Below are 24,656 nucleotides of genomic sequence, written 5' to 3'. Positions count from 1 at the left end.
TTGCAACCGGGGCGAACCCCGGTTCGGCGCGCGAGGATGGAGCTATCCGAGACCGGCGCGCTCGCGGGAAGGGTCGTAGAGGTGTGAACAGGCCACATCCGGCCGTTCACGCACGCCGAGAGCGTGTCCGACGACGATCACCGCAGTGTGCTTCAGTCCCGCCGCCTCGACACCGTCGGCGATGTCGGCGAGGGTGCCGCGCAGCACGACCTGGTTCGGTCGCGACGCGAACGCGACCACCGCGACGGGGCAATCGGCGCCGTATTCGGCAGTGAGTTCTTCGGCAAGGACGCGGATGCGGGTGATCGCCAGGTGCAGGACGAGACTCGCCCGGATTCCTGCGACCCGCGCCAGAGCCTCGCTGTCGGGCATCGCCGTCGATCGGGCCTGCGTGCGGGTCAGCACGACCGTCTGCACGAGTTCGGGGACCGTCAGCTCGGTACCGAGTGCCGCCGCGGCCGCGGCGTAGGCGGGCACACCGGGTGTGACGTCCCACGGCACGCCCGCGGCGTCGAGCCGTCGCGTCTGCTCGGTGAGCGCCGAGTACAGTGACGGGTCGCCGGAGCACAGCCGCACGGCGTCGAGCCCGCGCCGGTGCGCGTCGACGAGATGCGCGGTGATCTCGTCGAGGTCCAGGTGTTGCGTGTCGACCAGTTCGGCGTCGTCACGGCAGTGCGAGAGGGTGTCGGCATCGAGATAGGTACCGGCGTACAGCACGACCGGGACCTCGCGCAGCAGATTCACCGCTCGCAGTGTGAGCAGGTCGGCCGCTCCGGGTCCGGATCCTACGAAATGGACGGTCATCGTTCGCCTTTCACTGCGCTCCATTGCACGACCGGTCGCTGCGCACGCCAGCCGGTGAATGTTCCTATGGGATCTGCGTGTTCGACGGACAGACGGGTGAGTTCACCGCCGTGCGTCTTCCACCACTGCACCAGGACGGCCTCGGTCTCCAGCGTCACCGCGTGCGCGACGAGCCGACCGCCGGGAGGCAATGCGTCCCAACACGTGTCGAGCACACCCTCGCGACTTCCTCCTCCGCCGACGAAGATCGCGTCGGGCACCGGGAGTCCGACGAGCGCGGCAGGTGCAGCACCTCGGACGATGCGCACGATCGACGGCACACCCAACGCGGCGGCATTGCGTTCGATCGCGCCGGCGCGCCGTTCGTCCTTCTCGATCGCGAGAGTACGACAGCGCGGATCGGTTCGCGCCCATTCGATTCCGACGGACCCGGCTCCCGCACCGACGTCCCACAGCAACTCGCCCGGTCGCGGTGCGAGTGCGCACACCGCCGCGAGGCGTACGGTCCGCTTGCTGAGCTGCCCGTCGTGCTCGAACAGGGAGTCGTCGAGACCGGGCAGCACCGACAACCCGGCGGGGCCGTCGACCTCGACGCACATCAGACTCAGAGACCGGACGCCCGTATCGGTCAGATGGGCCGCCTTCGCATCGATCCGGGACTCGTCCGCAGCACCGAGATGCGACAACACCGCGACCCGTGAGTTCCCGAAACCGGCGGTCTCCAGGAGCGTCGCAACATCCGCGACACGTGCACCGTCGACGAGGACGACGAGTTTGCGTCCGCGCGTCAGAACTCTGCGCAGAGCATCGATCTCGCGACCCACGACGGTGATCGTCTCGCACTCCTCCGCGGACCAGCCCATGCGTGCACGGGCAAGTGCCACCGACGAGATCGCCGGGATCACCTCCACGGCGTCGCCTCCGAGGCGTCGGATCAGCGTGGTGCCGATCCCGGAGACCAGCGGATCACCGGATGCGAGCGCGACGACGTCCTTGCCGGCGTGCCGGTCGAGGAGGTCGTCGAGCCCGGACAGGAGCGGCGACGGCCACTCCTCGCGCACCGCTGTGCCGGCGGGAACCAGGTCGAGGTGGCGCCGGCCGCCGAGCAGGACCTCGGCCGCGAGAATCCGCTCCCGGACGGTGGACGGCACACCGGACCATCCGTCCGCCCCGATTCCGACAACGGTGATGCCTGTCGTCTGTCGTATCGGTCCCATGGCGGTGAACCATAGCCCACGCGCCATGGCCTAGACTCGGCCGTGGCAAGGCAATCGAAGGTGCCCCTCACGGGGATAATCGGGAAGCCGGTGAGAATCCGGCACAGGCCCGCTGCGGTGACCCGGGAGTCGTCGATCACGCGCATCCGCGCAGCCACTGGACCGTCCGGTCCGGGAAGGCGATCGCACGGCGTCCGACCGGGAAGTCCGAATACCGGCCTTCGAACAGCTTGCCGCGAAAAACATCCCAGCGGGAGCCTGTGGAGGTCGAAGTGCACGTGTATCCGTTCGGTGCGGTGGTCGGTTCCGACGACCTCGCGCTGGCCCTGACCCTGTGTGCGGTGTCGCCGACGATCGGCGGTGTGCTGGTACGTGGCGAGAAGGGCACCGCGAAATCGACGACGGTGCGTGCCCACGCCGCACTGTTGCCCCCGGTCACCGTCGTGGACGGGTGCCGGTTCTCGTGCGATCCGGACGCCCCCGATCCGTCCTGCCCGGACGGCCCCCATCCGCCCGGTGCGGCCTCGCATGTCCGGCCGGTCCGGCTGGTGGAACTACCCGTCGGCGCGGCGGAGGATCGCGTCACCGGAGCGTTGCATCTCGGCAAGGCACTGGCCGACCGCACGGCCGAATACGAACCCGGTCTTCTGGCACTGGCCCACCGCGGCGTGCTGTACGTCGACGAGGTCAACCTCCTGCACGACCACCTGGTCGACCTGCTGCTCGACGCCGCGGCGATGGGCCGCTCGACCGTCGAACGCGACGGGGTCTCCGTCGAGCACGCCTCCCGATTCGTACTGGTCGGAACGATGAATCCCGAGGAGGGTGAGCTTCGCCCGCAGTTGCTCGACCGCTTCGGACTCGCCGTGGACGTGACCGCGCCCCGCGACCCGCACATGCGCGCCGAGATCGTGCGGCGGCGGATGGCCTTCGACGCCGACCCGGCCGGGTTCACCGCGCGATGGGCGGATCGGGACGCAGAGTGGTCGCGGCGAGTCGCCTCCGCCCGCGAACTCGTCCCGCAGGTCGCACTGAGCGACGACGCATTGGTCTCGATCGCCGAGGTGTGCGCGGCGTTCGACGTGGACGGCATGCGCGCCGACCTGGTCACCGCCCGCACGGCGATCGCACACGCGGCCTGGCACGACCGGCTCGAGGTGACACGCGAGGACATCGCGGCAGCGGCCCGACTCGCCCTGCCACACCGTCGGCGCCGCAACCCCTTCGACGCCCCCACCAGCAGCGACGATCTGCTCGACGAACTTCTCGGTGGAGACGATCCGGATCCTGGCCCCGACGACGATCCCGGTGGTGGCGAGAGCGCACCCGACGACTCGGCGGCGGAGACGTCCTCCGGTTCGGGTGATCGGTCGTCCACCAGCCTGGCGTCGGCGACGGATCCTTTTCGCGCCAGGGTGTTCTCCGTCGATCGGGTCGGGCGCGGGGCGGCCGGTCGCCGGTCGCGGGCGGTCACCACGATCGGCCGTACCGTGGGTAGTCGCCGCGGCGACACCGGCCCGGTTCATCTGCCCGCCACGATCCGCGCGTCCGCCTTCACCGATCGGGGTCTGCAGGTGCGCCGCAAGATCATCGAAGGCCACGAAACCAATCTCGTCCTGCTCTGCGTCGACGCATCCGGGTCGATGGCAGCACGCAACCGGATGGTGCAGGTCAAGACCGCTGTCCTGTCGCTGCTGCTCGACGCCTACCGCCGTCGCGACACCGTCGGACTCGTGACCTTCCGCGGCACCGGCGCGACCGTCGCACTCCCGCCGACGAATTCGGTGGACGTGGCTGCCGCACGGCTGCGAGAACTTCCCGCCGGTGGGCGGACCCCGCTGGCGGAGGGGTTGATCGAAGCGGCCACCACCCTTCGGCGTCATTCCCTGCGGGATCCGCGTCGACGCGCCCTGCTCGTCGTGGTCACCGACGGTCGCGCCACCGCCGGACCGGACGCTGTGCAGCGCTCGCTCGACGCCGCGGACGTCATCGCTGCACAGGGAATCTCCTCCGTGGTGGTCGATTCCGAGACGGGCCGATTCCGGATGGGTCTCGCGGCCCGTCTCGCCGAACGCCTCGGCGCCGAGTATGTGCCCGTCGGTGAGGTCGATGCCGACGCTTTGACCGGAATCGTCCGGGAGAGGGCCGCCTGATGCCGAAGGGACAACCCACCGTCGTCCCCGCCGACGGTCTCACCACCCGGCAGCGCCGCAACCGGCCGCTGTTGATGATCAACACCGGCGACGGAAAAGGAAAGTCCACAGCCGCATTCGGCCTCGCACTGCGTGGCTGGAACCAGGGCTGGTCGGTCGCCGTCTTCCAGTTCGTCAAGTCCGCCAAGTGGCGACTCGGCGAGCAGACCGCCTTCGAAACCCTCGCCGATCTGCACGCCGAGCGCGGCACCGGGGGGCCGATCGAGTGGCACAAGATGGGTTCCGGCTGGTCGTGGTCGCGCAAGGAAGGCACCGAGGAGGACCATGCCGCCGATGCGCTCGCCGGGTGGCGTGAGATCCAGCGACGTCTCACCGCGGAGCAGCACGGCCTGTACGTACTGGACGAGTTCACCTATCCGATCGCCTGGGGCTGGGTCGACATCGACGAGGTCGTCGATACGCTGACCTCACGGCCGGGACACCAGCACGTCATGATCACGGGGCGGCGTGCGCACCCGAAACTCGTCGAGGTCGCCGACCTGGTGACGGAGATGACGAAGGTCAAACATCCGATGGATGCGGGACAGAAGGGCCAGCGAGGAATCGAGTGGTGAGAGTTCCACGCGTCGTCGTCGCCGCACCGGCATCCGGGCATGGGAAGACCACCGTCGCCACGGGCCTCATGGCGGCACTGCGTCGCGCCGGCCACATCGTGTCGGGGCACAAGATCGGTCCCGACTACATCGATCCCGGCTACCACTCGCTCGCCACCGGCCGACCGGGCCGCAACCTCGACCCGCACCTCGTCGGCGAGGACCTCGTCGCTCCTCTCTTCCTGCACGGCGCCGCCGGTGCGGACATCGCCGTGATCGAAGGGGTCATGGGGTTGTACGACGGGATGATCGGCACCGACGGGTACGCGTCTACCGCCCACACCGCGGCCCTGCTGTCCGCACCGGTGGTCCTCGTCGTCGACGTCTCGCACGCCTCCCGGTCGATCGCGGCGATCGTGCACGGCATGGCGTCCTACGACCGCGGCACGCGGATCGCCGGCGTGATCCTGAACAAGGCCGGATCGCAGCGACATTCGGACGAGGTGATCCGCGCACTCGAACCGACCGGTATCCCGGTGCTCGGTGTGCTCGGTCGCGACGACGGCGTCACCGTCCCCTCGCGCCATCTCGGCCTGGTGCCCGCCGAGGAGCGCGACGAGGCGACCGCGCAGGTGGATCGTCTCGCCGCGCGGATCGCCGAGCGCATCGACCTCACCGAGATCCTCGGTATCGCCTCGGCAGCACCCGCTTTGTCGGCGACGCCGTGGTCACCCGGCACGCCCACCGAGGACGGACCGGTGATCGCCGTCGCCGGAGGCCGCGCCTTCACCTTCCGCTACACCGAGACCGAGGAACTGCTGCGCGCACACGGATGCCGACCGGTGACCTTCGATCCCCTGCGCGACGAACGACTGCCCGCCGGCGCCGCAGGCATCTACCTCGGCGGCGGGTTCCCCGAGGTACATGCCGCCGACCTCGCCGCGAACCTCCCCTTGCGCACGCACCTGCGTGCCGCGATCGCGGCCGGAGTTCCGACCGTCGCCGAGTGCGCCGGTCTGCTCTATCTGGGGCGCGAGGTCGACGGGCACGAGATGGTGGGAGCCCTCGACACTGCGGCACGGATGACCCCGCGCCTGACCCTCGGCTACCGCACCGCGATCGCGCCGCAGGACACCCTGCTCGCCTCCGCCGGCACCCGCGTCACCGGTCACGAGTTCCACCGCACCGTGATCGATTCCGGCTCGTCTCCCGCGTGGCTGCTCGACGGCCGGCCGGACGGCATCGCCACCGCGAACGTGCACGCGTCGTACCTGCACACGCACTGGGCCGGACATCCCGATCTCGCGCGACGTTTCGCAGACGCCGCACGGTCGGCGGATCCCGCCCCCGAACCCACCTCGGCACCTGCGCGTCGTCGAACACCCGAACCCGACCTGCACCATCACGGCGACCGCGACGCGACCGAGGGGCTGGTCGACCTCGCCGTCAACGTCTCGCGCCGCCCGCGACCGGCATGGCTCGACGACGCCCTGCGTGCATCGCTGGACGATCTCGCCCGGTATCCCGACCCGAGCGATGCACGCTCCGCCCTCGCCGATCGTCACGGCCGCAGCGTCGACGAGGTCCTCCCGACCGCCGGAGGTGCCGAGGCGTTCACATTGATCGCTCGGGCACGGGCGTGGCGGAAGCCGGTGGTGGTGCACCCGCAGTTCACCGAACCGGAGGCCGCACTGTTGGCCGCCGGACATCGTGTCACGCGGGTCGTGTTGCGCTGCGATGACGGGTTCGTCCTCGATCCGGGTGCGGTCCCGGAGGATGCCGACCTGGTCATCGTCGGCAATCCGACGAATCCCACCTCGGTCCTGCACCCGGCCGACACGCTCCTGGCACTGACCCGACCGGGACGGGTGGTCGTGGTCGACGAGGCGTTCATGGACGCCGTTCCCGGCGAAACCGAATCGTTGACGGGACAGCTCGTTCCGGGACTCGTGGTGCTGCGGTCGCTCACCAAGACGTGGGCGATCCCGGGTCTGCGCGCCGGATACGTGGTCGGCGACGCCGCAGTGCTCGCGGATTTCGCCGCGCAGCAACCACCCTGGTCGGTGTCCACTCCCGCAGGGGCCGCGATGATCGCGTGCGCATCCGGTGACGCAGTACGCGAGACCGAGGTGATCGCACAGGAGATCGCCGGCGACAGGAAGGTTCTCGTCGACGCCCTCACCGGACTCGGAATCCACGTGGTCTCCCCCGCGACAGCCCCGTTCGTGCTGGCGGAAACGCCAGAGGGAACGCGGGAGAGATTGCGGGAGAAGGGCTTCGCGCTGCGTCGCGGCGACACCTTCCCCGGCCTCGGTGACGACTGGGTACGGATCGCGGTGCGCGACGCGGCGACCACGGCAACGCTCGTCGAGGCGTGGAGAACGATCCTGTGAAGCACAGGGCACTCGGACTGGCGCTCGGCTACGCCGCCGACCAACTCGTCGGCGACCCGCAGCGGTGGCATCCCGTGAGCGGCTTCGGGAAGTTGGCGCGCGCCGCCGAGGGCCGCCTGTATGCCGACCACCGCGTTGCCGGGGTGGTGTTCACCTCGCTGCTGGTCGGCTCTGCCGGAGCGCTGGGATACGTCGCCGACCACGCGACCCGCGGTCGTCCGGTGCCGGCGGTGGCGGTCACGGCGCTGACCACCTGGACCGTGCTCGGCGGCCGCTCCCTCGGATTCGAGGCCCGGACGATCGACGCCCAACTCCGCGACGGCGATCTCGCCGCGGCGCGGCAACAGGTGACCCACCTGGTGGGCCGCGACCCGTCTCGGCTCGACGAGAACGGGATCGCGCGCGCCACGATCGAGTCGGTCGCCGAGAACACCTCCGACGCCGTCGTCGCCCCGCTGTGGTGGGGTGCGGTCCTCGGTCCGGCCGGCCTGCTCGGGTACCGCGCCGCGAACACCCTGGACGCGCGCGTCGGTCACCGCACGCCGCGGCTCGAACGGTTCGGCTGGGCCTCGGCCCGGTTCGACGACCTGCTCAATCTCGTCCCCGCTCGCCTCACCGCCCTGCTGGCTGTCGCACTCGGTGACGACGGCCGGGGCGCGGTCCGGGCGTGGCGCCGGGACGCCCGTCAGCATCCGAGTCCGAATGCCGGTCCGGTCGAAGCGGCGTTCGCCGGTGCTCTCGGGATCCGGCTCGGCGGCTCGAACGTCTATCACGGTGTGGTCGAGGATCGCGGCACGCTCGGCGACGGACCCGCGCCGGCCCCGGAAGATATCGGCCGTACCGCGCGACTCGCCTCCAAGGTCGGACTCGGAGCCGTGACGACCGCCATCGCGGTCGCCCTCGTCCATCGATAGCCTCCCCGATATTTCCCAGCCGCGACGGGAATTCCGGCCGAGGGTGAAATTCCGGGGTGAATCCGTGTTCGTTCTGCCCGAAACGTAACTCCGGTTGCTGTACGCGACGAACATGGCGCACTGCGCCACGCCGAGTCGGTCGCGCCAACTCCGACAACACGTCGGCGTCCACGGCCGACAACCTGTCACGGAATGTCCCGCAGGTCCTCGATGCGATGGTCGAACTCCCCCTCGGTGTCGTCGACCGAGTCCTCGACGCGGCCGTTCTCGAGCGGCCGGTACACGAAGACGGTGTTCAGTCCGACTTCGCGGGCGGCCCGCAGATCGTAGGGATGCGACGCGACCATCGCGGCCCGGAAGGGATCGACGCCCAGATACCGGCAGGTGCGCTCGTACAGGAAACGTTCGGGTTTGAAGGCGCCGAACAGTTCGGCCGTGAGGATGGCATCGGCCTCGAGCTGCTGGTCGCGGAAGAGCGCGATCATCGTGGCCATGTCCGTATTGGACAGTGTCGCCACCACTGCCTGCGAACGGAGTTCGTTCAGCCCGGGCCGCACGTCCGGCCATGCCTCGAGGCGTTGCCAGGCCCGCGCCGTCTCGACGCGCACGTCCTTGGGAAGGTCGATCCCGAACTGCTCGCACACGTCGCCGAGTCCGTCGACGTAGGAGTCCTGCACGCGATACCACTTCTCCACCGACTGGTCGAGACGGAGGATGCGTTCGTAGTAGTCGCCCCTCCAGGCCCGCACCAGGTCGCCCACGGTCGCCGGATCGGCGTCGGGTCCGAGCGCATGGGCCACCGCCCGGGTGACCGGGGTGTAGAAGTCCATCAGCGTGCCCTGCACGTCGAAGATGTACGCGTCGTATCGGCTCACGCCTTGGAGCATGCCCGATCGCGCCTGCCCGAAACTGCTTTCCCGAACCCGCACGCCGATGTGACCCGCGTCGCATACTGGGACCGAAGCGTCGCCGCGCTCCGGGGGTGCACCATGGACGACCTGGCGGAATTCCGTCACGATCTCGATCGCATCGAACACCGCGTCGCCGGTGAGGTGGTCGTCGGCCGCTCGCGGGTCCGGATCCTGGCCGGGTGCGTCGCGCTGCTGGTCATGGGTCTGCTGCTTCCCCAGGCCACTTCGGTGACGTCCCTGACGACCCTTCTGCGCTGGGACTCCGAGGCCGCAACCCTTCCCCTTCGTGTCTTCGACGTCTTCGTGGTGGTGTTCGGCATCCTCGTACCGCTCGTCGCATTGCTCCGCCGCCGGTGGGGTGCCGCAACGCTCGCGATGCTCGGTTCGGGGGCGGCGTCGATGGTGGGACTGTTCGCCGTCTGGTCACAGGCCGGGATGGTCGCCCACACCTCTCACGCACCGCACGTCGGCCTGTATCTGTGCTGGGGCGCGGTGATGGCATCCACTGCGGTGTGGTTACCCGTCGTGCTCTCCACCGCTCCCCTGCGCAGCGCCCCTCCGGTCACCTCCGGAGTTCTGACTCCCCGGAACGGTCGCTGACCGCACCGTTCGCCGCTCGACAGTGGCGCACGACACGCTTGCGGTGCAACACTGTAATCAGTGCAACGCGCACAGGTTGATCGGTGCGACACGCACCGGGTCGCGTCCCGAGGAGGACATCATGCGACATTCACACATCCACGGATTCGGACGACCGGGCGGCTGGCAACAGGCAGACGTCCCCGACGCGAGCGATGCCGCCGAGTGGTTCGCCGGCAGGCTCCCCGACGACTGGTTCACCGGACCGCCCGACATCGAGATCGACAGAGAAGAGATCTTCGTCGTCGGCCCCCTCGGGGTACCCGACGGCACGAGCGACACCGAGATCGACGGACGCATCGCTCGATTCCGCGAGACCACGCGCGCCGACCGGATGCGCATCGCCGACGAGGCCGAGGCCCGCTACGGCCGCAAGGTGGCCTGGGGCGTGACGGTCGGCGACCGGACCGACCTGTTCACCCACCTCGCCGTCCCGGTCATGACGCGACTGCGCCAACCCGAACGGAAGGTGCTCGACACCCTCGTCGACGCCGGTGTCGCGCGGTCCCGTTCGGACGCACTGAAGTGGACCGTCAGGCTCGTGGGGCAGCACTCGGAGCAGTGGCTCCGGGAACTGCGCGAAGCGATGAAGAAGGTCGACGATCTGCGTTCCGAAGGTCCGCAGGTCTGACCTCCGCCACCCGGAGGACCCATTCCCGCGCTACCGTCACGGTCTCCACCGCGGCGACACCGCGGGGTGTGGGCGGGCGGCGTATGACGATCACGCGCACGCCCAGTTCATCGGCGGCGTCGAGTTTGCCGCGGGTGAGCGAACCACCCGAATCCTTCGTGACGAGGGTATCGATCCCGTTGTCGAGCAGCAGCTTCCGTTCGTCACTCGCCGTGTAGGGGCCGCGTCCGAGCAGCACCGACCAGCTCGGTGGCAGTTCGGTCGTCAGTGGATCGACGACGCGGACGAGCACGTCGTGCGTGGCGAGCGGTCCGACGAAGCGGTCGAGTGTCTGCCGTCCGGTGCTGAGGAAGATCCTCCGGCCGGTCGCGGCGACGTGCGCGGCGCCGTCGTGGTCGTCGACCCACGTCCACCGGCCGTGCGCGTCGTGCCAGCCCGGTCGTTGCAGGCGCACCAGTGGCACGTTCGCGGCGGCGCATGCCGCGGCGGCGTTCGCGCTGATGCCCGCGGCGAACGGATGGGTGGCGTCGACGACGGCTCGGATACCGCGCTCGGTCAGGTACCGGACGAGACCGTCCGCTCCGCCGAACCCTCCGATGCGCACCGGACCGACGGGCAGGCGTGGATTGCGGACCCGGCCTGCCAGGGAGGATTCGAACGCGATGTCCGCGTCGTCCAATGCCGCGGCGAGGGAACGGGCTTCCCCCGTCCCACCGAGGATGAGGACCGTCACCGCAGGGTTCCCCTCAGCACGGGCAGGGTTCGCTCGTCGGAGAGCATGGTGAGCAGAGCGTCCATGTCGAGATGTTCGTCGACGAGGTCCGCGAGCGCCTCGATGCGGACCTCGCGTGCGGCCGGGAAACTCACTTCCCCGGTGCGGATCTCGCGGCCCACCACCGCAGCGACCTCGCGTAACCACGCCCAGCGCAACGCGTCCCCTTCGAGGGCGCCGTGCCACATGGTGCCGAACACCGAACCCTCCCGGGTGCCACCGAGGAATTCGGTGCCACCGTCGACGGTGACGCGTCCGTGATGGATCTCGTATCCGGAGGCAGCCGCATCCAACGCTGACCCCCTCGGCAATCGGAGGACCTTCTCGTGTCCGAACTCGGTTCGGGCCGGGAGCAACCCGAGACCCGCGGCGCTTGCGCCGGGAACACCCTCGACGCCGTGCGGGTCGTCGATGCGCGTGCCGAGCATCTGGAAGCCGCCGCAGATACCGAGGACCGGTCCACCTCGGCGGACGTGGTCGACGATCGCGGTGTCGAGTCCTCGCGAGCGCAGCCACGCGAGATCCGCGAGGGTCGCGCGTGTTCCGGGCACGATCACGACGTCGGCGCCGGCGAGCGCTCGCGGGTCGTCGACGAAGCGGACCCGCACGTCCGGTTCGAGGCACAACGCGTCGACATCGGTGAAGTTGCTGACCCGCGGCAGCATCACGACGGCGATGCTCAGTGCGCCGTCACCATCGTGTGCGGGACGGGAGGTGAGGGCGAGTGAATCCTCCGAGTCGAGCCACAGGTCGCGTTGCCATGGCAGCACGCCGAGCACCGGGCGGCCGGTGAGCCGTTCGAGCGAGTCGAGTCCGGGCTTCAGGAGCGAGACGTCGCCGCGGAACTTGTTGATCACGAAGCCGCGGATCAACTGCTGATCCGCGGCGTCGAGCAGGGCCAGCGTCCCGTACATCGAGGCGAACACACCACCGCGGTCGATGTCGCCGACCACGACGGTCGGCATCGAACCATGTTGCGCCAGACCCATGTTCACATAGTCGTGGTCGCGCAGATTGATCTCGGCCGCGCTCCCGGCACCTTCGCACACCACCACGTCGAATCTACGCCGGAGGTCGTCGAAGGCACCGAATGCCGCGTCGGCGAGATGCTTTCGTCCACCGGCGAACTCACCCGCCTCCAGCGCTCCGGCCGGCCGCCCGAGAACCACGACGTGGCTGCGCCGGTCGTCGCCGGGCTTGAGCAGCACCGGGTTCATCGCGGCCTCGGGGATCGCACGGGCAGCCACTGCCTGGATCCACTGGGCGCGCCCGATCTCCGCGCCCTCGCTCGTCACCATCGAGTTGTTCGACATGTTCTGCGCCTTGAACGGCGCGACCTTCAGGCCGCGCCGCGCCAAGGATCGGCAGATCCCGGTGACGACCACGGATTTTCCTGCATCCGAGGTCGTTCCGGCGACGAGCAGACCCGAACCCATGCCGTCAGGCCGGGATCGTCACGCGACGGGACGCGCGTTCGGTGAGGTACGCGAAGACCACACCGAGCACCGCCCACAGGGTGACCTGCACGGTGAACGACGCGACCCGGAACTCCCACAGCAGCGTCGCGGGGAAGCCCTCCCCCACCTCGTCGATTTTCGGCAAGGCGAGATATCCGAGACCCACCACGACGAGGAAGGCAACCGCCGGGCCTGCGATGCGGACGGTGTGCAGATCCTGGGCGGCCAGCGCCTTCGCCACCGCGACGGCCACGGCGATCGCGACGAGTCCGAGAACGACCGAGGCGAGCCACAGCAGGGTGCGTTGATCGATCGTGTCGGGATCACCGACGGCCGGCGGATTCGCCGGATACTTCACGAACGGGACGGCCTCGACGGCGAGCCACGCTCCGGCCGCCCCGAACAATCCGAGCTTCCAGCCCGGCATGTCGGTGAGGCGACGCGCGAAGTGCAGCACCGACGCGTAGAGGGCGCCGAACGCGAGACCGGCGAGAGTCGTCGCGAGGAACAGTCCGGCCTTCTGCCCGGTACGGTCGACGAACGCATCCTCGCCGTGACTGTGACCGTGGGATTCCCCGGTGGTCGCAGCGTGGTCGTGATCATGCGAATGCGCTTCGCCGGCAGCTTCTTCGAGCGCGATCGCGGATTCGATGTGGGGTTCGCCGACGACGAAGGCGACACCGCCGGCGAGCAGACCCGCGACGAGTCCGGCGAGCAGGCCCCGCAGCAGCAGGTGGAGGTAGGTTCCGGGCATCGTGGTCCCCGTTCTCAATGGCACGGAAGACCGAGGAGGTGCCGGCCGTCGTGCATCAGTTCGTGCATGAACATGCCGGTGCGCGAGATCGCGCCCTGATCGAATCCGACCAGGTAGAGAACGAGAAAAGCCGCGACGATCACTGCGGCGAGAGCGACTGCGAGTGCGGCGGAGCCGAGCGACTCGTCGGGGGTATGGACAACAGCCATGACAATCCTCCTGGGATTTCGCGCCCCATTCGATTCCGTCATGTGCCGCGGGAGTTTTCTGGCTTCCGGAGATTTCGACATCTCCGGTTACAGTGGCGCGACCGCTCCGGCTTTCCACCGGATTGCCTACACCTCGGCACATCTTTACCGACGCACCTTCGCACCGGGCGTTGTGCGATGTCAAGCGGAGAGGACGTACCTGCCGTGACCCGATTGTTCTTCGTCGCACACGCATCCACGCGTGCGACGGAGCAGGCCCGATTTCCGTGCGACGAGCCGATCTCCGAACGGGGCCGCCGCGAACTCGGACGTGCCGTGATGCCGGTCGTCGACCGGTGGGTGTGCGCACCCGAGCGACGCGCGGTCGACACGCTCCACGCCTTCGGTGTCCCCGCCGAGATCGACTCCGCGCTGCGCGAGCTCGACTACGGCAGGTGGGCCGGGGCGGCGATGGGCGACGTGCCCGAGAGCGAGCTGGCGATGTGGCTGACCGAGCCGGCGGCCGCACCGCACGGCGGCGAGTCCGTCGAGGACCTCATCCGCCGGGTCGGCACCTGGCTGGCGGCACAGGACGACGGCTACGAACGGGTCGGGGTGGTGACACACCCGGCGGTCGTGCGAGCGGCGACGGTGTGCGCTCTCGACGCTCCGGCGGCGTCGTTCCGGAGGGTCGACGTGGGACCGCTGGACGTCGTCCGGCTCTACGGCGGGCCGGGTCGGTGGACTTTGCGGCCGAACCGATTCGCGCGGTGAGCTACCAGGTGACGTCCTTCTCGCACTGCTTGCCGTCGACTGTCGACTCCACCTGGACGGTGGCGTGCTCGAGCCCGTGCGACGACAGCGCGGTGCGCGCCGAGTCGAGGATCCACTGCGGGTCGTGGTCGCTGACGAGATGCACGGTCGCGACGTCCATGCCGGTGGTCAGCGTCCACACGTGCAGGTCGTGCACGCCGCACACGCCGGGCAGCGCGAGCAGGTCGGTGCGGAGAAGCTCGACGTCGAGATGCGCCGGCGAGGTCTGGGTGAGGATGCGCAGCGACTCGGCGGCCAGTCGCAGGGCGCGCGGCACGACCCACAGGGAGATGAGCACACCGACGACGACGTCGGCCAGGCTCCAGCCGAAGATCATGACGAGTGCGCCCGCGATGAGGACGCCGACGGATCCGACGGCGTCGGCGAGCACCTCCATGTAGGCGCCGCGCACCGCGATGCTGTCCTTTGCGTCGGCCCGCAGCATGAGCATCACGACGATGTTGGCGGCGAGTCCCGCGAGGGCGGTGACGATCATGGGCAGGCCGGGAAGTTCGGGGGCGTCGCCGATGCGGTTGATCGCCTCGTAGAACACCCAGCCGGCGACGCCGAGCAGCAGCACCGCGTTGACCATCGCGGTGAGGACTTCGGCGCGATGCCAGCCGAAGGTGCGCGAGGCCGCGCTGCTCCCGCGTCGGGCGAGGATGAGGGCGACCATGCCCATGGACACCCCGACGACGTCGGTGAGCATGTGGCCCGCGTCGGCGAGCAGGGCGAGAGAACCGATCAGGAGACCGACGAACGCCTCCAGTACGAAGAACGCTCCGAGGATGCCCAGCGCGAAGGCCATGCGCCGGATGACGGCGCGCGTGGGACCGGCGCCCTGACCGTGACCGTGGCCGACGCCGTGTGAGTGCCCGTGACCCGAACCCATCGAACTCCCTCTCCGAACCTCGGGCCATCGTATGCACGAATGCGCATATGTTTCAACGGCTACGTGCCCGGCGGGCTCGGAGGGCTTACTCGTCCGGGTCGTAGGCCGGATGTTCGACGGTGGGTGGAAGGGTCGCGATCGCGGTGATCCGCTTGAGTCCGGCGGTCTGCAGCAGGTCGACGATCAGTGACCTCATCTGCGCGAACACCACCGTGGCCGACACTCCTGCCCCGGCGATGAGTTCGGGATCCATCTTCTTGGCGATGCTGCGCAGCACACGTGCAGCCTCGGCCTGGTCGGGCTGCTCCCCCGGCTCCGCGAGAACCATCTCGCGGAGCACGTCCACCGCATCGGCCAACTCGGCGAACCGCTGCACGAGCCGCGGATCAAGGATCTCGTCGTCGCGGACGAGGGTCAGCGACCGGCGCGCGAGCACGCGAATGTTGCGCATCGCGTGATCGATCGGGTCGGCGGCAGCCGTCAGGACCGCGAGACGCTTGCGGCTGTTCCAGTACAGCGGCGAGATCCGGCTGATCTCCCGACCGCCCTTGAGGTGGGTGCGCATCGAGTCGATCGCGGGCTGGGTGGCCCGCGCCTGCTTGAGGGCGTCCTCGATCGGTTTCGGGTTGTTCTCGACGAGCCCGGTCTCGACCTTCCTCAGGACCTCGCTCGCCGTGGCGAGGATCTCGGCGGCGTTGCGCCGGGCACGCCGCACCGGATGGGTGGGGATCATCGCGACGACCGCGATGCCCGTGAGACCCCCGACCAGGGCGTCGACCATCCGATCGGGCCCACCGGTGCCACCGGGTGGCAGCAGCGTCGCCACGAGCACCGCGGAGTTCCCGGCCTGCATCGCGAAGATCGGGCCGCTGTTCAACGCGACCGCCGTACTCATCGCGATGGTCACGACGAGCGCGATCTGCCACGGTCCGCTGCCGATCAGCGAGACGAGCAGGTCGCCCACGCCGATCCCGACGGTCACACCGCAGACGAGTTCGACGGAACGCCGCAATCGGGCGCCGAGACCGAGCCCGAGGGAGACGACTGCCGCGATGGGGGCGAAGAAGGGCTGTTGGTGCCCGACCAGATCCTTCGCGACCCACCACGCCAGGCCCGCCGCCAGCGCGCACTGCACGATCGGCAGCGCCGATGTGCGCAGCCGTTCGAACGAGTCGGTCAGGCGTTTACGAGCTCCCTGACGGGTGGGTCGACGCCGGGTCGCCGCGGACAGTCTGTTCAACACAGACATGTACGGGCGTCTATTCGACGCCGAGTTCTTCCGCTGCCCGCGGGTCGCAGTCCTCGAGCAGGTCCAGGCAGCGGGCGTGCTCGTCCGACTCACCGATGGTTCGGGCTGCCCGGGCCAGGACGGCGACGCAACGCAGGAAACCGCGGTTGGGTTCGTGGCTGTAGGGCACGGGACCGAAACCCTTCCAGCCGTTGCGGCGCAGCTGGTCGAGACCGCGGTGATATCCGGTGCGTGCGTAGGCGTATGCCTGGATCGTCTCGCCACTGTCGAGTGCGGCCTCGGCGAGGTACGCCCAGGCGATCGAGGCGGTGGGATGGTCGGCTGCGACCTTCGCCGGGTCCTCGTTGTTCAGCAGGGCCGACTCCGCGTCGTCGTCGCCGGGGAGAAGGGTGGGCTGCGGTCCGAGAAGATCACCGAAAGACGTCATGGGGTCATTGTGCCCTTCCGTGGCGAAGGCTCGATAGAGTCCCCGGGTAACCGCAGGCCGTCGAGCGAGGTGCAGCACGTTGTCGGACCCGAAGAACGAAGAGTCACCCGAGCAGACTTCGACGACCCCTTCTGTCGAGACACCGGACGAGAGTGCGGAAAACGAACCCCCTGTCGAGCCGGCGGCGACCGACGAAGCAGCCGCAGAAGAAGCGGTATCCGAGGATGCAGTGCCCCAGGATGCAGTGCCCGAGGATGCAGCGTCCCAGGATGCAGTGCCCGAGGATGCAGTGGGCGCGGCAACCGAGAAGGCCGACGAGCCGGCGGAGCAGGTCTCCGAGAAACCTGAGGAGCCGACCACCGATGCGGCGTCCTCGGGTGAGGACGCGAGCAGCGATGAGCCGGAACAGGCTGCAGACGAGAGCGTCACCACGGACGAGACCGTGGCGCTTCCCGTCGTCGAACCCGAGACCGTCGAGTCCCGCCCGACCCCCGAATCCACGCCCGCGCCCGATGTCACCTCCGCCGATGCGCCCACGGTGCAGATCCCGGTCCGCAGCCACGTGCCGAAGGCGCCGCCGCAGCGCATCGCTCCGCGCCGTGAGGAACCGACGGTTCAGCCCGAGCCCGTCCGCGTCGCCGTCCAGCCCACGCCCACGCGCATCCCGCCGGCCCGCGACAAGAGCCGCGGTCGTCGGCTGATCGCTGTCGGAGCAGCGGCCGTGCTGGTGGTCGTGGCGATCGTCGCGGCCGGCGTGATCGTGTTCCTGAAGGACCGCGCCGACAACTCCCCCGAGAGCCGGATCCGCGCGAGCATCGACACCTTCGTCGGAGCACTCGAATCGGGCGACCTGGGGACTCTGCGGGAGTCGACCTGCGGAGCGCTCTCCGACTTCTACGAGACGGTCGATCCGGAGAACTTCCGCGACATCCACCGGCTCGCCGTCGAACAGGGCGAGATCCCGGTGGTGACGAGCGTCGATCGCATCCAGATCACCGAGGGCACCGCCATCGCGCAGGTCACCGCGCACACGGTGAACGATCCCGACGATGTCACCGACCGCACCTTCGACCTCACGCTCGACGGTGAGCAGTGGAAGGTCTGCAGCGAATAACGGGACGACAGCGACCACGAGTGTGCAGAAGTCGTCGTTCGCCCTCGGCGTGTCGCGACGATTTCTGCACACCGTAGGGACGACGAAGGGCGCCGACGAGAACGTCGGCGCCCTTCTGGTATCGGTGGGGCCTTACTTGGCCGAGACCGAGCGTCCCGCCGACTTGAGGTCGTTGCAGGCCTCGATGACACGCTGCGTCATGGACGCCTCGGCCTTCTTGAGGTAGCTGCGCGGGTCGTAGGCCTTCTTGTTGCCGACCTCGCCGTCGATCTTGAGCACACCGTCGTAGTTGGTGAACATGTGTCCCGCGATCGGGCGGGTGAACGCGTACTGCGTGTCGGTGTCGACGTTCATCTTCACGACGCCGTAGCTCAGCGCCTCGTCGATCTCCGACTTCAGCGAGCCCGAACCGCCGTGGAAGACGAGGTCGAACGGCTTCGACCCCTCGGGCAGACCCAGCTTCTTCGACGCGGCGGCCTGGCCCTCGGCGAGGACGGACGGCTTGAGCTTGACGTTGCCCGGCTTGTAGACGCCGTGGACGTTGCCGAAGGTAGCGGCGAGCAGGTACTGGCCCTTGTCGGCGCCGAGCGCGTCGACGGTCTTCTCGAAGTCCTCGACCGTGGTGTAGAGCTTGTCGTTGATGGCGTTCTCGACGCCGTCCTCTTCACCGCCGACGACGCCGATCTCGATCTCGAGGATGATCTTCGCGGCCTTGGCGGCAGCGAGGAGTTCCTGCGCGATCTCGAGGTTCTCGTCGATCGGGATGGCCGAGCCGTCCCACATGTGCGACTGGAACAGCGGGTTCTGTCCGTTGTTCACGCGCTCCTGCGAGATCGCGATGAGCGGGCGGACGAAGCCGTCGAGCTTGTCCTTCGGGCAGTGGTCGGTGTGCAGAGCGATCGTCACGTCGTACTTCTCGGCGACGACGTGGGCGAACTCGGCGAGTGCCACGGCGCCGGTGACCATGTCCTTCACACCCAGGCCCGAGCCGAACTCGGCGCCACCGGTCGAGAACTGGATGATGCCGTCGCTGCCGGCGTCCGCAAAGCCCTTGATGGCGGCGTTGATCGTTTCGGACGACGTGCAGTTGATCGCCGGGAACGCGAAGGAGTGCTCCTTCGCGCGGGCGATCATCTCGGCGTAGACCTCGGGAGTCGCGATAGGCACAGCGGCTGTCCTCCAGATGAGAGTCGATCGGCACCCCACCGGGATGTGGTGGGTGCCCGGTTGTCCTTGCAGTATGTCAAGTGACACGTCCGTTCGATACTCGGGCCGTCCGGGGTGGGTGTCGGGATTCGGGGGGAGGTGGACGCCGCCGGTACCCTGGATCGCGTGACTGTGTTCGAAGCCTCGGAGTCCGTGACCAATCTGGCCCTGCTACCGGGGTTTCTGGATCCTGTCAATCTACTCAATTCGTTCGGTACCTGGATGCTCATCGGGTTGCTGCTCGTGGTGTTCATCGAATCCGGTCTGCTGTTCCCGCTGCTGCCCGGCGACTCGCTGCTGTTCACCGCGGGCCTGATCGCGGCGGCCAAGTCGGCGGAGGTCGAACCGTTCGCCCCGTTGTGGGTGCTGATGGTGACGATCCCCATCGCGGCGGTCCTCGGCGACCAGGTCGGCTATCTCATCGGCGCGAAGGGCGGAACCAGGCTGTTCAAGCCGGACTCGAAGCTCTTCAAGCAGGCCTACATCGACGAAGCGCACCGCTTCTTCCTGCGCCACGGACCCGCGATGATCTTCCTGGCACGTTTCGTGCCGATCGTGCGCACCTACGCCCCGCTCGTCGCGGGCGCCGCGAAGATGCCCTACCGCGTGTTCATCACCTACAACATCATCGGCGGCATCGTGTGGGGCGCCGGCGTGACGCTGCTCGGCTACCTGCTGGGACAGATCAGCTTCATCGCAGACAACATCGACATCATCTTCCTGGGCATCGTGTTCGTCTCGGTGATCCCGATCATCACGGAGGTCGGCAAGCGCGTGCTCAACTCGCGTCGTGCGGCCAAGAACGGTGAGGCGCCGGCCGCCGAGGCCGCGACGATGCCGATCAACCGCATCGAGAGCACGTAGGAACGAACCTGGCACCACAGAAGGTGGCTTCCGCCCGTCGAACGAACGGGTCGGAATCCACCTTCTTCCGTTTCAGGACCGCGAGGCCGCGACAGCGTAGGCCGCTTCCATGAGCATCCACCCGCCGAGCTGCACCGACATGTCGCGTTCGGCGACGGCCGACTCGCGGACGGTGCCGCCCGCGAACCGCGCGACCGAGGTGCCCAGGCCGGGTAGCCGCGCCTGCCGCGACCAGTCGCGGCCGAAGACCGGCAGCTCCTCGACCTGCAGCCGGTTCTCCCAGGCGGCCTCCGCCGACGCCAGCACGATCCGTGCCGCGACGTTGCGGGCGCGGATGTCGTCGCGGTCGACGACGGGCAGTGTCGTGGCGACCATCGCGAGGTAGCGGGCCAGGATCCCGTTGAACAGTCCCCCGTCGCCGCCTCCCCCGCCGGTGACGACGCTGCGCTCGGTGAGGTGATCGTCGACCGCGGCGACGAGCGCGTGGACCCTGCGGCGATGCCTGGAGTCGTCGAGTTGCAGGGCGAGCTCGGTCTCGAGGCCGAGCGTCACCCCCTGGCAGTAGCTGTAGATCGCGCGTTCGTGCACGCCATCACGGATGCCGTCCAGGACGAGGCCCGTCTCGGGGTCGAGCAGCACGTCGTGGATCCAGTCGGCCATCTCCTCGGCGCGGTAGACCTTGCCGGTGCGGGCGAGCAGCAGCGCCGCCGGACCGTTCGCGGGGGCGTTGAAGAAGGTGTCCCGCCGGCGCCACGGGATGCCGCCGCCGCTCTCGGGTTGCCAGGCGTCGACGAGCTCGTCGACGAGGGTCGCGATCGCGCCGCGGTGGTCGACGTAGAGATGCCGTTCGGCCCGTTCGAGCGACAGGCCGAGCCACGCCATGTCGTCGTAGTAGTTGTTGGTCCAGCCGGTGAGGTTGCGGATGCGGTGGGTGCGTGCGAGCCGCACGACACGGCGCCGGCGGCGCGGGGTGGCGTCGCGCTCGGCGGCGTCGACGGCGGCGTCGATCAGGTGCGCCTGCCACCAGTAGTGCCAGGAGAGGAACAGTCGCTCACGTCGGACGGCGGGCCATCCGACCACCCCGAGCGCGGTGCCGGGCAGTGCCCAGAGACGACGGATGTGTCGCGACACGATCGCACCCTCCGCGGCGTCGGCCCGCTCCGACCACCGGGCGGCCTCGACTCCGTCCGAACGCTGTCCTGCTGCGGTGTTCATCACCCTCCACACTGCCCGACCGGCGGCCGCCCCGACGACGGTCCGCGCGACTTTCATCCCGGATTGCGGGGCAGGTGTTACCAGGCGTCCGAGAAATCGGCGTGCTGCCGGATCCACGCGTGCATTGCGATCCCCGCGGCGACACCCGCGTTGATGGACCGCGTGGAGCCGAACTGGGCGATGGAGACCGTCATCGAGGCGACGTTGCGGGCCGCTTCGGTGACGCCGGGACCCTCCTGCCCGAACAGCAGCAGGCAGCGGCGCGGCAGGGTCGCCGTCTCCAACCGGACCGAGCCGGGGGTGTTGTCCACCGCGACGATCTCGAGGTCCTGTTCGGCCGCCCACGCGACGAGCGCGTCGACATCCGAGTGGTGGAGCAGGTGCTGGTAGCGGTCGGTGACCATCGCTCCGCGCCGATTCCATCGGCGTCGCCCGACGATGTGCACGGTGCCCACGGCGAACGCGTTGGCGGTGCGAACGACCGTCCCGATGTTCGCGTCGTGGGCGAAGTTCTCGATGGCGACGTGCAGCGGGTGCCGGCGACGGTCGATGTCCGCGACGATCGCCTCGCGGGTCCAGTAGCGGTAGGCGTCGACGACGTTGCGCCGGTCGCCGTGGGCGAGCAGCTCGGGGTCGTAGCGCGGGTCGGTGGGCGGCTCGGTGCCGAACTCCTCGATCCACGGTCCGACGCCGTGCGGGTGCTCACCCCATTCGGTGGGGCCCGCCACGTCCTCGACGGCCGGTTCGGAATGCGTGTCGGTCACCGTCAGAACGTCTCGTTCGAACCTGCTGCGACGCGGAAACCGTGGCCGGTGGCGTCGTTGGTGCAGGTCACGTCGGCTGCGGTGGTGGCGCACGTGTAGCCGAGCTGCGACAACGACGATCCCGGCGGCAGGACGGGGCTCGCCCCGTCGGGCGAGAGGTAGACCGGTCCGCCCGAGCACACGAACTCGCCTTCTCCGGAGTCCTGTACGCGGATGCCGAGTCCCCAGTTGACCATGCAGTCCTCGGGGCGCGGCGGGATCGGATCGGTCGGTCCTTCGCAGCCCGCCTCGGTGCGGGTGGGCAGCCGGACGATGCCGCATTCGAAGGTGCCGTCGGGGCTGCTGAAGTAGTACGACTCGTTGCGCTGGTACTCGACCTGCGCGAGCGGAGCCGGTTCCTCCGGGGAGGTCTCCGGCTCGGGAGCTGGTTCGGTCGTCGACGGGGTCGCCTCCTCGGTGGTGCTCGCAGCGACCGTCGTGGAGGGGGTCGTCGAGGCAGCCGCGGAGGTCGTCGTCGACGTCGCTCCGGAGTCGGCCTCCGGCCCGTCCGCGGAGCCTCCGCATCCTGCGACGAACAGTGCCACACCCGCGACGACTGCGACCGGCCACATCCGAATTCTCACGCAACACCCTTCCCGACGACGTGCGGGTGTCACTCTATCGAGCGGCGTCAGTGGCCGGTCAGGCGCCGGTTCACCAGGCGATTCATCCATCCGGGCGACACCTGGGCGAGCGTGGCGAGCACGGTCGCCTGCCGGCCCACGGGCCGATGCACCCGTCCCGAGCGCCGCGTGAGACGAGTCGCGTCGAACACCGCGCGGGCGACGTCGTCGGCGCCGAGGTTCACGCCCAGGGAGCGTCGCGAGCCGATGTCCATCCCGTCGACCATGTTCGTGTCGACGAACAGCGGCCACAACGCCTGCACCTTGATGTCATGGCGGGCCCACTCGAGTTCGAGTGCTTCGGTCAGGCCGCGCACCGCGAACTTGGTGGCGCTGTAGGTGGCGAGCTCGGGCTGTCCGTAGAGCGCCGACGCCGAGCACATGTTCACGATGTGCGCGCCGGGGGTGTCGCGGAGATACGGGAAGGCCGCGTGGCAGCCGAGGACGACACCGGTGACGTTGACGTCGACGAGCTGCCGGTGCCGGCTCGCCGGGGTGTCCTCGAACGGCCCGGACGACAGCAGCCCGGCGTTGTTGACGAGGACGTCGAGCCGGCCGTCGGTGCAGAACTCCTCGAGTACGCGGGTCCACGCGGAGGTGTCGGTGACGTCGAGGGCACCGGTGGCGATCTGCCCCGCGGTGACCGAGGCGCCCTCCTCGGCGAGGCTCGCGAGCCCCGCGGTGTCGATGTCGAAGGCGCCGACGCGGTAACCGTGACGGGCGAAGAACAGAGCTGTGGAGCGGCCGATACCGGCGGCGGCTCCGGTGATCACCACGCTGGGAGCAGACATGGCATCACCCTAGTCACGGGCGGGAGCCGACGGCGCACAGCGGGGATAGGCTGGGATCGGAGGAGCTGTGAATCGTCGTATCGTTGCCACCGTCGCGTTCGTCACCGTGGGATATGTCGTCGTTCTCGCGTTGTGGATGCACCTGTTCCTGCCGATCTCCGAACCCGGCACCGAGGGCTTCCAGGTGGTCTTCCTCGTCTGCCTGTACGGCACCGTGCTCGGTCTGTCGATGGCGCTCGCGGGTCGCCGCTCGAAGGTCATGCGCCGTATCGAACGCGAAGGGTACGAGGGATGGGCGACCATCCGTTCCGCGACCCCGCTCGATCTGACCTCGACCGGTCAGCTGACCCGGCTCGATCTCGAGCTCACGGTGCCCGGCTCGGAGTCCTATCGCGGCACGGTCGTCTACGAGGTCGACCGTCGCAACCTGCAGCGCTACGCGCCCGGGGAGGTCGTGAGCATCTGGGTGGACCCGCTCGACCGCGACCGGATCGTCCTCTATCCCTGACTGTTCCGGCTCGTGAGAGCAAGGAGCCCTTCCACGAGCAACAGCTGGGCCACGGTGTAGGTGGCGAGCACGAACCCTTCCGCTGCCGCGCGCATCTTCTCGTCCTTCAGCAGGGTGCGGCGCACCACGATCGATCCGTCGGACAGCGTGAAGATCAGGCCGCCGAGACCGAGCCGACTACGCCTGTCGGCACCCGGCACGGCCAGCCCTGCGCGCACTCGCGCACCGGGTGCGAGGGCGGGGTCTCCGGCAAGGATCGCAGTGGTGGCGAGCAGGGCGCCGTATCCGGTCAGCGGCGCGGCCACCGAGCGGTTGCGGGCGGCGAGCAGACCGGCCGCACCGGCCAGGGCACCGGCACGCTGCACCGCGACCGGCTTCGACACCCGCGCACCGCGCCGGACGAGGATGCTCGAGTAGGCGGTCTGCATGACACCGAAACAGGCTGCACCGCTCAGGATCCGGCGGTCCTCGTCGGAGCGGATCATGGCGATGTCACCGAGGGTGGCGGCTGCGAGACCTGCGACAAGCAGGGCGGTGTCGGCGCGATCGGTGTCGCGGGAGCGGCGCAGCACCCGCACGGCGAGCGCGGGTGCGATGAGCGGTTTGGCGATCTGCTGCAACTTCTCGTTCCCCGACACTCCCCCGACGACGGTGGCGGCCGACGCCGCCGCGAACACCGCGTGCTCGACGCCCCACCTCTTGCGACTGAACCAACCCATGCGCGC

The 24,656-nt window shown here is 69.1% G+C and carries 26 protein-coding genes and 2 riboswitches; of the genes, 10 read left to right on the top strand and 16 right to left on the bottom strand.

The window, feature by feature from the left end; genetic code table 11:
* Positions 1-42 precede the first annotated feature (42 nt).
* On the bottom strand, positions 43-804 hold the full coding sequence (locus BLV31_RS07360; RefSeq protein ID WP_006552970.1) for a cobalt-precorrin-4/precorrin-4 C(11)-methyltransferase: 762 nt from the start codon (positions 802-804) through the stop codon (positions 43-45).
* Positions 801-2,021, bottom strand: a complete 1,221-nt coding sequence (locus BLV31_RS07355) for a bifunctional cobalt-precorrin-7 (C(5))-methyltransferase/cobalt-precorrin-6B (C(15))-methyltransferase (RefSeq protein ID WP_064061287.1) — start codon at positions 2,019-2,021, stop codon at positions 801-803. The genes BLV31_RS07360 and BLV31_RS07355 overlap by 4 nt, the downstream gene beginning before the upstream one ends.
* Before the next feature lie 41 nt (positions 2,022-2,062).
* A riboswitch (cobalamin riboswitch) is annotated at positions 2,063-2,258 on the top strand.
* Positions 2,259-2,293: 35 nt separating this feature from the next.
* On the opposite strand from BLV31_RS07355, the gene BLV31_RS07350 reads away from it, so the two are divergent.
* Genes BLV31_RS07350 through BLV31_RS07335 form a run of 4 tightly spaced genes read left to right on the top strand, consistent with a single transcriptional unit; the run spans position 2,294 to position 8,074 of the window.
* Positions 2,294-4,174, top strand: a complete 1,881-nt coding sequence (locus tag BLV31_RS07350; RefSeq protein ID WP_174556263.1) for a VWA domain-containing protein — start codon at positions 2,294-2,296, stop codon at positions 4,172-4,174.
* Entirely contained in the window at positions 4,174-4,788 is a 615-nt protein-coding gene (gene cobO / locus BLV31_RS07345; RefSeq protein WP_024101878.1) for a cob(I)yrinic acid a,c-diamide adenosyltransferase, read from the top strand. The genes BLV31_RS07350 and cobO overlap by 1 nt, the downstream gene beginning before the upstream one ends.
* Entirely contained in the window at positions 4,785-7,160 is a 2,376-nt protein-coding gene (gene cobBC, locus BLV31_RS07340) for a bifunctional hydrogenobyrinic acid a,c-diamide synthase/histidinol phosphate aminotransferase CobBC (protein WP_064061288.1), read from the top strand. Before cobO ends, cobBC begins: the two co-directional genes overlap by 4 nt.
* Complete coding sequence (locus tag BLV31_RS07335) at positions 7,157-8,074, top strand: cobalamin biosynthesis protein (protein WP_064061262.1); 918 nt, start codon at positions 7,157-7,159, stop codon at positions 8,072-8,074. Before cobBC ends, BLV31_RS07335 begins: the two co-directional genes overlap by 4 nt.
* A gap of 185 nt (positions 8,075-8,259) precedes the next feature.
* On the opposite strand, the gene BLV31_RS07330 is transcribed toward BLV31_RS07335, so the two are convergent.
* Positions 8,260-8,961, bottom strand: coding sequence for a haloacid dehalogenase type II (locus BLV31_RS07330; RefSeq protein WP_064061289.1), 702 nt, complete (start codon positions 8,959-8,961; stop codon positions 8,260-8,262).
* Positions 8,962-9,063: 102 nt separating this feature from the next.
* Here BLV31_RS07330 and BLV31_RS07325 point away from each other — a divergent pair, with 102 nt between their 5' ends.
* Both BLV31_RS07325 and abmR read left to right on the top strand, forming a co-directional pair.
* On the top strand, positions 9,064-9,585 hold the full coding sequence (locus BLV31_RS07325) for an Rv2732c family membrane protein (RefSeq protein WP_019291057.1): 522 nt from the start codon (positions 9,064-9,066) through the stop codon (positions 9,583-9,585).
* A gap of 121 nt (positions 9,586-9,706) precedes the next feature.
* Positions 9,707-10,255, top strand: a complete 549-nt coding sequence (abmR, locus tag BLV31_RS07320) for an ATP-binding transcription factor AbmR (RefSeq protein WP_024101881.1) — start codon at positions 9,707-9,709, stop codon at positions 10,253-10,255.
* Here the strand turns inward: abmR and BLV31_RS07315 are convergent.
* From BLV31_RS07315 to BLV31_RS07300, 4 genes are read right to left on the bottom strand one after another with little or no spacing between them, the layout of a single operon-like run.
* Complete coding sequence (locus BLV31_RS07315) at positions 10,158-10,988, bottom strand: cobalt-precorrin-6A reductase (RefSeq protein ID WP_019291055.1); 831 nt, start codon at positions 10,986-10,988, stop codon at positions 10,158-10,160. The two genes, abmR and BLV31_RS07315, sit on opposite strands and share 98 nt — an antisense overlap.
* Entirely contained in the window at positions 10,985-12,463 is a 1,479-nt protein-coding gene (locus BLV31_RS07310; RefSeq protein ID WP_006552980.1) for a cobyric acid synthase, read from the bottom strand. Before BLV31_RS07310 ends, BLV31_RS07315 begins: the two co-directional genes overlap by 4 nt.
* A 4-nt stretch (positions 12,464-12,467) precedes the next feature.
* Positions 12,468-13,238 carry a CbtA family protein gene (locus BLV31_RS07305; protein ID WP_174556265.1) on the bottom strand — a complete coding sequence of 257 codons (771 nt, stop codon included), beginning with the start codon at positions 13,236-13,238 and terminating at the stop codon, positions 12,468-12,470.
* Positions 13,239-13,252: 14 nt separating this feature from the next.
* On the bottom strand, positions 13,253-13,447 hold the full coding sequence (locus tag BLV31_RS07300; RefSeq protein ID WP_006552982.1) for a CbtB domain-containing protein: 195 nt from the start codon (positions 13,445-13,447) through the stop codon (positions 13,253-13,255).
* Between the two features lie 32 nt (positions 13,448-13,479).
* A riboswitch (cobalamin riboswitch) is annotated at positions 13,480-13,622 on the bottom strand.
* 29 nt (positions 13,623-13,651) lie between these two features.
* On the opposite strand from BLV31_RS07300, the gene BLV31_RS07295 reads away from it, so the two are divergent.
* Positions 13,652-14,200, top strand: a complete 549-nt coding sequence (locus BLV31_RS07295) for a histidine phosphatase family protein (protein WP_081263467.1) — start codon at positions 13,652-13,654, stop codon at positions 14,198-14,200.
* A gap of 1 nt (position 14,201) precedes the next feature.
* Here BLV31_RS07295 and BLV31_RS07290 read toward each other — a convergent pair whose 3' ends face one another.
* The 3 genes from BLV31_RS07290 to BLV31_RS07280 all read right to left on the bottom strand — a co-directional run bounded on the left by BLV31_RS07290 (position 14,202) and on the right by BLV31_RS07280 (position 16,807).
* Positions 14,202-15,131 (bottom strand): cation diffusion facilitator family transporter, encoded by a 930-nt coding sequence (locus BLV31_RS07290; RefSeq protein WP_064061265.1) that lies wholly within the window; start codon positions 15,129-15,131, stop codon positions 14,202-14,204.
* An 85-nt stretch (positions 15,132-15,216) separates the two neighbouring features.
* A complete protein-coding gene (locus BLV31_RS07285) occupies positions 15,217-16,380 on the bottom strand; it encodes an FUSC family protein (RefSeq protein ID WP_174556266.1) in 1,164 nt (387 codons plus the stop codon).
* 10 nt (positions 16,381-16,390) lie between these two features.
* Positions 16,391-16,807, bottom strand: a complete 417-nt coding sequence (locus BLV31_RS07280) for a DUF3151 domain-containing protein (protein WP_006552986.1) — start codon at positions 16,805-16,807, stop codon at positions 16,391-16,393.
* Positions 16,808-17,081: 274 nt separating this feature from the next.
* On the opposite strand from BLV31_RS07280, the gene BLV31_RS07275 reads away from it, so the two are divergent.
* Positions 17,082-17,921: an Rv0361 family membrane protein gene (locus BLV31_RS07275; protein ID WP_248846267.1), complete on the top strand. Its 840-nt coding sequence runs from the start codon at positions 17,082-17,084 to the stop codon at positions 17,919-17,921.
* A gap of 132 nt (positions 17,922-18,053) precedes the next feature.
* Here BLV31_RS07275 and fbaA read toward each other — a convergent pair whose 3' ends face one another.
* Positions 18,054-19,088, bottom strand: a complete 1,035-nt coding sequence (fbaA, locus tag BLV31_RS07270; protein WP_006552988.1) for a class II fructose-bisphosphate aldolase — start codon at positions 19,086-19,088, stop codon at positions 18,054-18,056.
* 165 nt (positions 19,089-19,253) lie between these two features.
* Between fbaA and BLV31_RS07265 the strand changes: the two genes are divergently transcribed.
* Positions 19,254-19,991, top strand: a complete 738-nt coding sequence (locus tag BLV31_RS07265; protein ID WP_024101889.1) for a VTT domain-containing protein — start codon at positions 19,254-19,256, stop codon at positions 19,989-19,991.
* A 72-nt stretch (positions 19,992-20,063) separates the two neighbouring features.
* Here BLV31_RS07265 and BLV31_RS07260 read toward each other — a convergent pair whose 3' ends face one another.
* From BLV31_RS07260 to BLV31_RS07245, 4 genes are all read right to left on the bottom strand, one after another.
* Positions 20,064-21,206, bottom strand: coding sequence for a glycoside hydrolase family 76 protein (locus BLV31_RS07260; RefSeq protein ID WP_033096379.1), 1,143 nt, complete (start codon positions 21,204-21,206; stop codon positions 20,064-20,066).
* A gap of 77 nt (positions 21,207-21,283) precedes the next feature.
* The gene (locus BLV31_RS07255) at positions 21,284-21,970 is read right to left on the bottom strand and encodes a TrmH family RNA methyltransferase (RefSeq protein ID WP_019291047.1); all 687 of its coding nucleotides are present in this window, start codon (positions 21,968-21,970) and stop codon (positions 21,284-21,286) included.
* A gap of 2 nt (positions 21,971-21,972) precedes the next feature.
* Entirely contained in the window at positions 21,973-22,581 is a 609-nt protein-coding gene (locus tag BLV31_RS07250) for a hypothetical protein (RefSeq protein WP_019291046.1), read from the bottom strand.
* A gap of 59 nt (positions 22,582-22,640) precedes the next feature.
* Positions 22,641-23,423 (bottom strand): SDR family oxidoreductase, encoded by a 783-nt coding sequence (locus BLV31_RS07245; RefSeq protein ID WP_064061267.1) that lies wholly within the window; start codon positions 23,421-23,423, stop codon positions 22,641-22,643.
* Positions 23,424-23,490: 67 nt separating this feature from the next.
* Here BLV31_RS07245 and BLV31_RS07240 point away from each other — a divergent pair, with 67 nt between their 5' ends.
* A complete protein-coding gene (locus BLV31_RS07240) occupies positions 23,491-23,931 on the top strand; it encodes a hypothetical protein (RefSeq protein WP_019291044.1) in 441 nt (146 codons plus the stop codon).
* On the opposite strand, the gene BLV31_RS07235 is transcribed toward BLV31_RS07240, so the two are convergent.
* Positions 23,922-24,650 (bottom strand): lysoplasmalogenase family protein, encoded by a 729-nt coding sequence (locus BLV31_RS07235; protein ID WP_033096220.1) that lies wholly within the window; start codon positions 24,648-24,650, stop codon positions 23,922-23,924. The two genes, BLV31_RS07240 and BLV31_RS07235, sit on opposite strands and share 10 nt — an antisense overlap.
* Positions 24,651-24,656: the final 6 nt, after the last annotated feature.

Source organism: Rhodococcus pyridinivorans (genome assembly GCF_900105195.1).
Taxonomy (GTDB): Bacteria; Actinomycetota; Actinomycetes; order Mycobacteriales; family Mycobacteriaceae; genus Rhodococcus; species Rhodococcus pyridinivorans.
The sequence above is the reverse complement of the archived record's forward strand: the minus strand, read 5'-3'. Positions and strand labels throughout refer to the sequence as shown.

Bases quoted from the DNA above. Each gene is read 5' to 3' on its own strand.
- BLV31_RS07360 (WP_006552970.1), bottom strand. From the start codon at position 804: ATGACCGTCCATTTCGTAGGATCCGGACCCGGAGCGGCCGACCTGCTC.
- BLV31_RS07355 (WP_064061287.1), bottom strand. From the start codon at position 2,021: ATGGGACCGATACGACAGACGACAGGCATCACCGTTGTCGGAATCGGG.
- cobO (WP_024101878.1), top strand. From the start codon at position 4,174: ATGCCGAAGGGACAACCCACCGTCGTCCCCGCCGACGGTCTCACCACC.
- BLV31_RS07330 (WP_064061289.1), bottom strand. From the start codon at position 8,961: ATGCTCCAAGGCGTGAGCCGATACGACGCGTACATCTTCGACGTGCAG.
- BLV31_RS07325 (WP_019291057.1), top strand. From the start codon at position 9,064: ATGGACGACCTGGCGGAATTCCGTCACGATCTCGATCGCATCGAACAC.
- abmR (WP_024101881.1), top strand. From the start codon at position 9,707: ATGCGACATTCACACATCCACGGATTCGGACGACCGGGCGGCTGGCAA.
- BLV31_RS07310 (WP_006552980.1), bottom strand. From the start codon at position 12,463: ATGGGTTCGGGTCTGCTCGTCGCCGGAACGACCTCGGATGCAGGAAAA.
- BLV31_RS07305 (WP_174556265.1), bottom strand. From the start codon at position 13,238: ATGCCCGGAACCTACCTCCACCTGCTGCTGCGGGGCCTGCTCGCCGGA.
- BLV31_RS07300 (WP_006552982.1), bottom strand. From the start codon at position 13,447: ATGGCTGTTGTCCATACCCCCGACGAGTCGCTCGGCTCCGCCGCACTC.
- BLV31_RS07290 (WP_064061265.1), bottom strand. From the start codon at position 15,131: ATGGGTTCGGGTCACGGGCACTCACACGGCGTCGGCCACGGTCACGGT.
- BLV31_RS07285 (WP_174556266.1), bottom strand. From the start codon at position 16,380: ATGTCTGTGTTGAACAGACTGTCCGCGGCGACCCGGCGTCGACCCACC.
- BLV31_RS07280 (WP_006552986.1), bottom strand. From the start codon at position 16,807: ATGACGTCTTTCGGTGATCTTCTCGGACCGCAGCCCACCCTTCTCCCC.
- BLV31_RS07260 (WP_033096379.1), bottom strand. From the start codon at position 21,206: ATGAACACCGCAGCAGGACAGCGTTCGGACGGAGTCGAGGCCGCCCGG.
- BLV31_RS07250 (WP_019291046.1), bottom strand. From the start codon at position 22,581: ATGTGGCCGGTCGCAGTCGTCGCGGGTGTGGCACTGTTCGTCGCAGGA.
- BLV31_RS07245 (WP_064061267.1), bottom strand. From the start codon at position 23,423: ATGTCTGCTCCCAGCGTGGTGATCACCGGAGCCGCCGCCGGTATCGGC.
- BLV31_RS07235 (WP_033096220.1), bottom strand. From the start codon at position 24,650: ATGGGTTGGTTCAGTCGCAAGAGGTGGGGCGTCGAGCACGCGGTGTTC.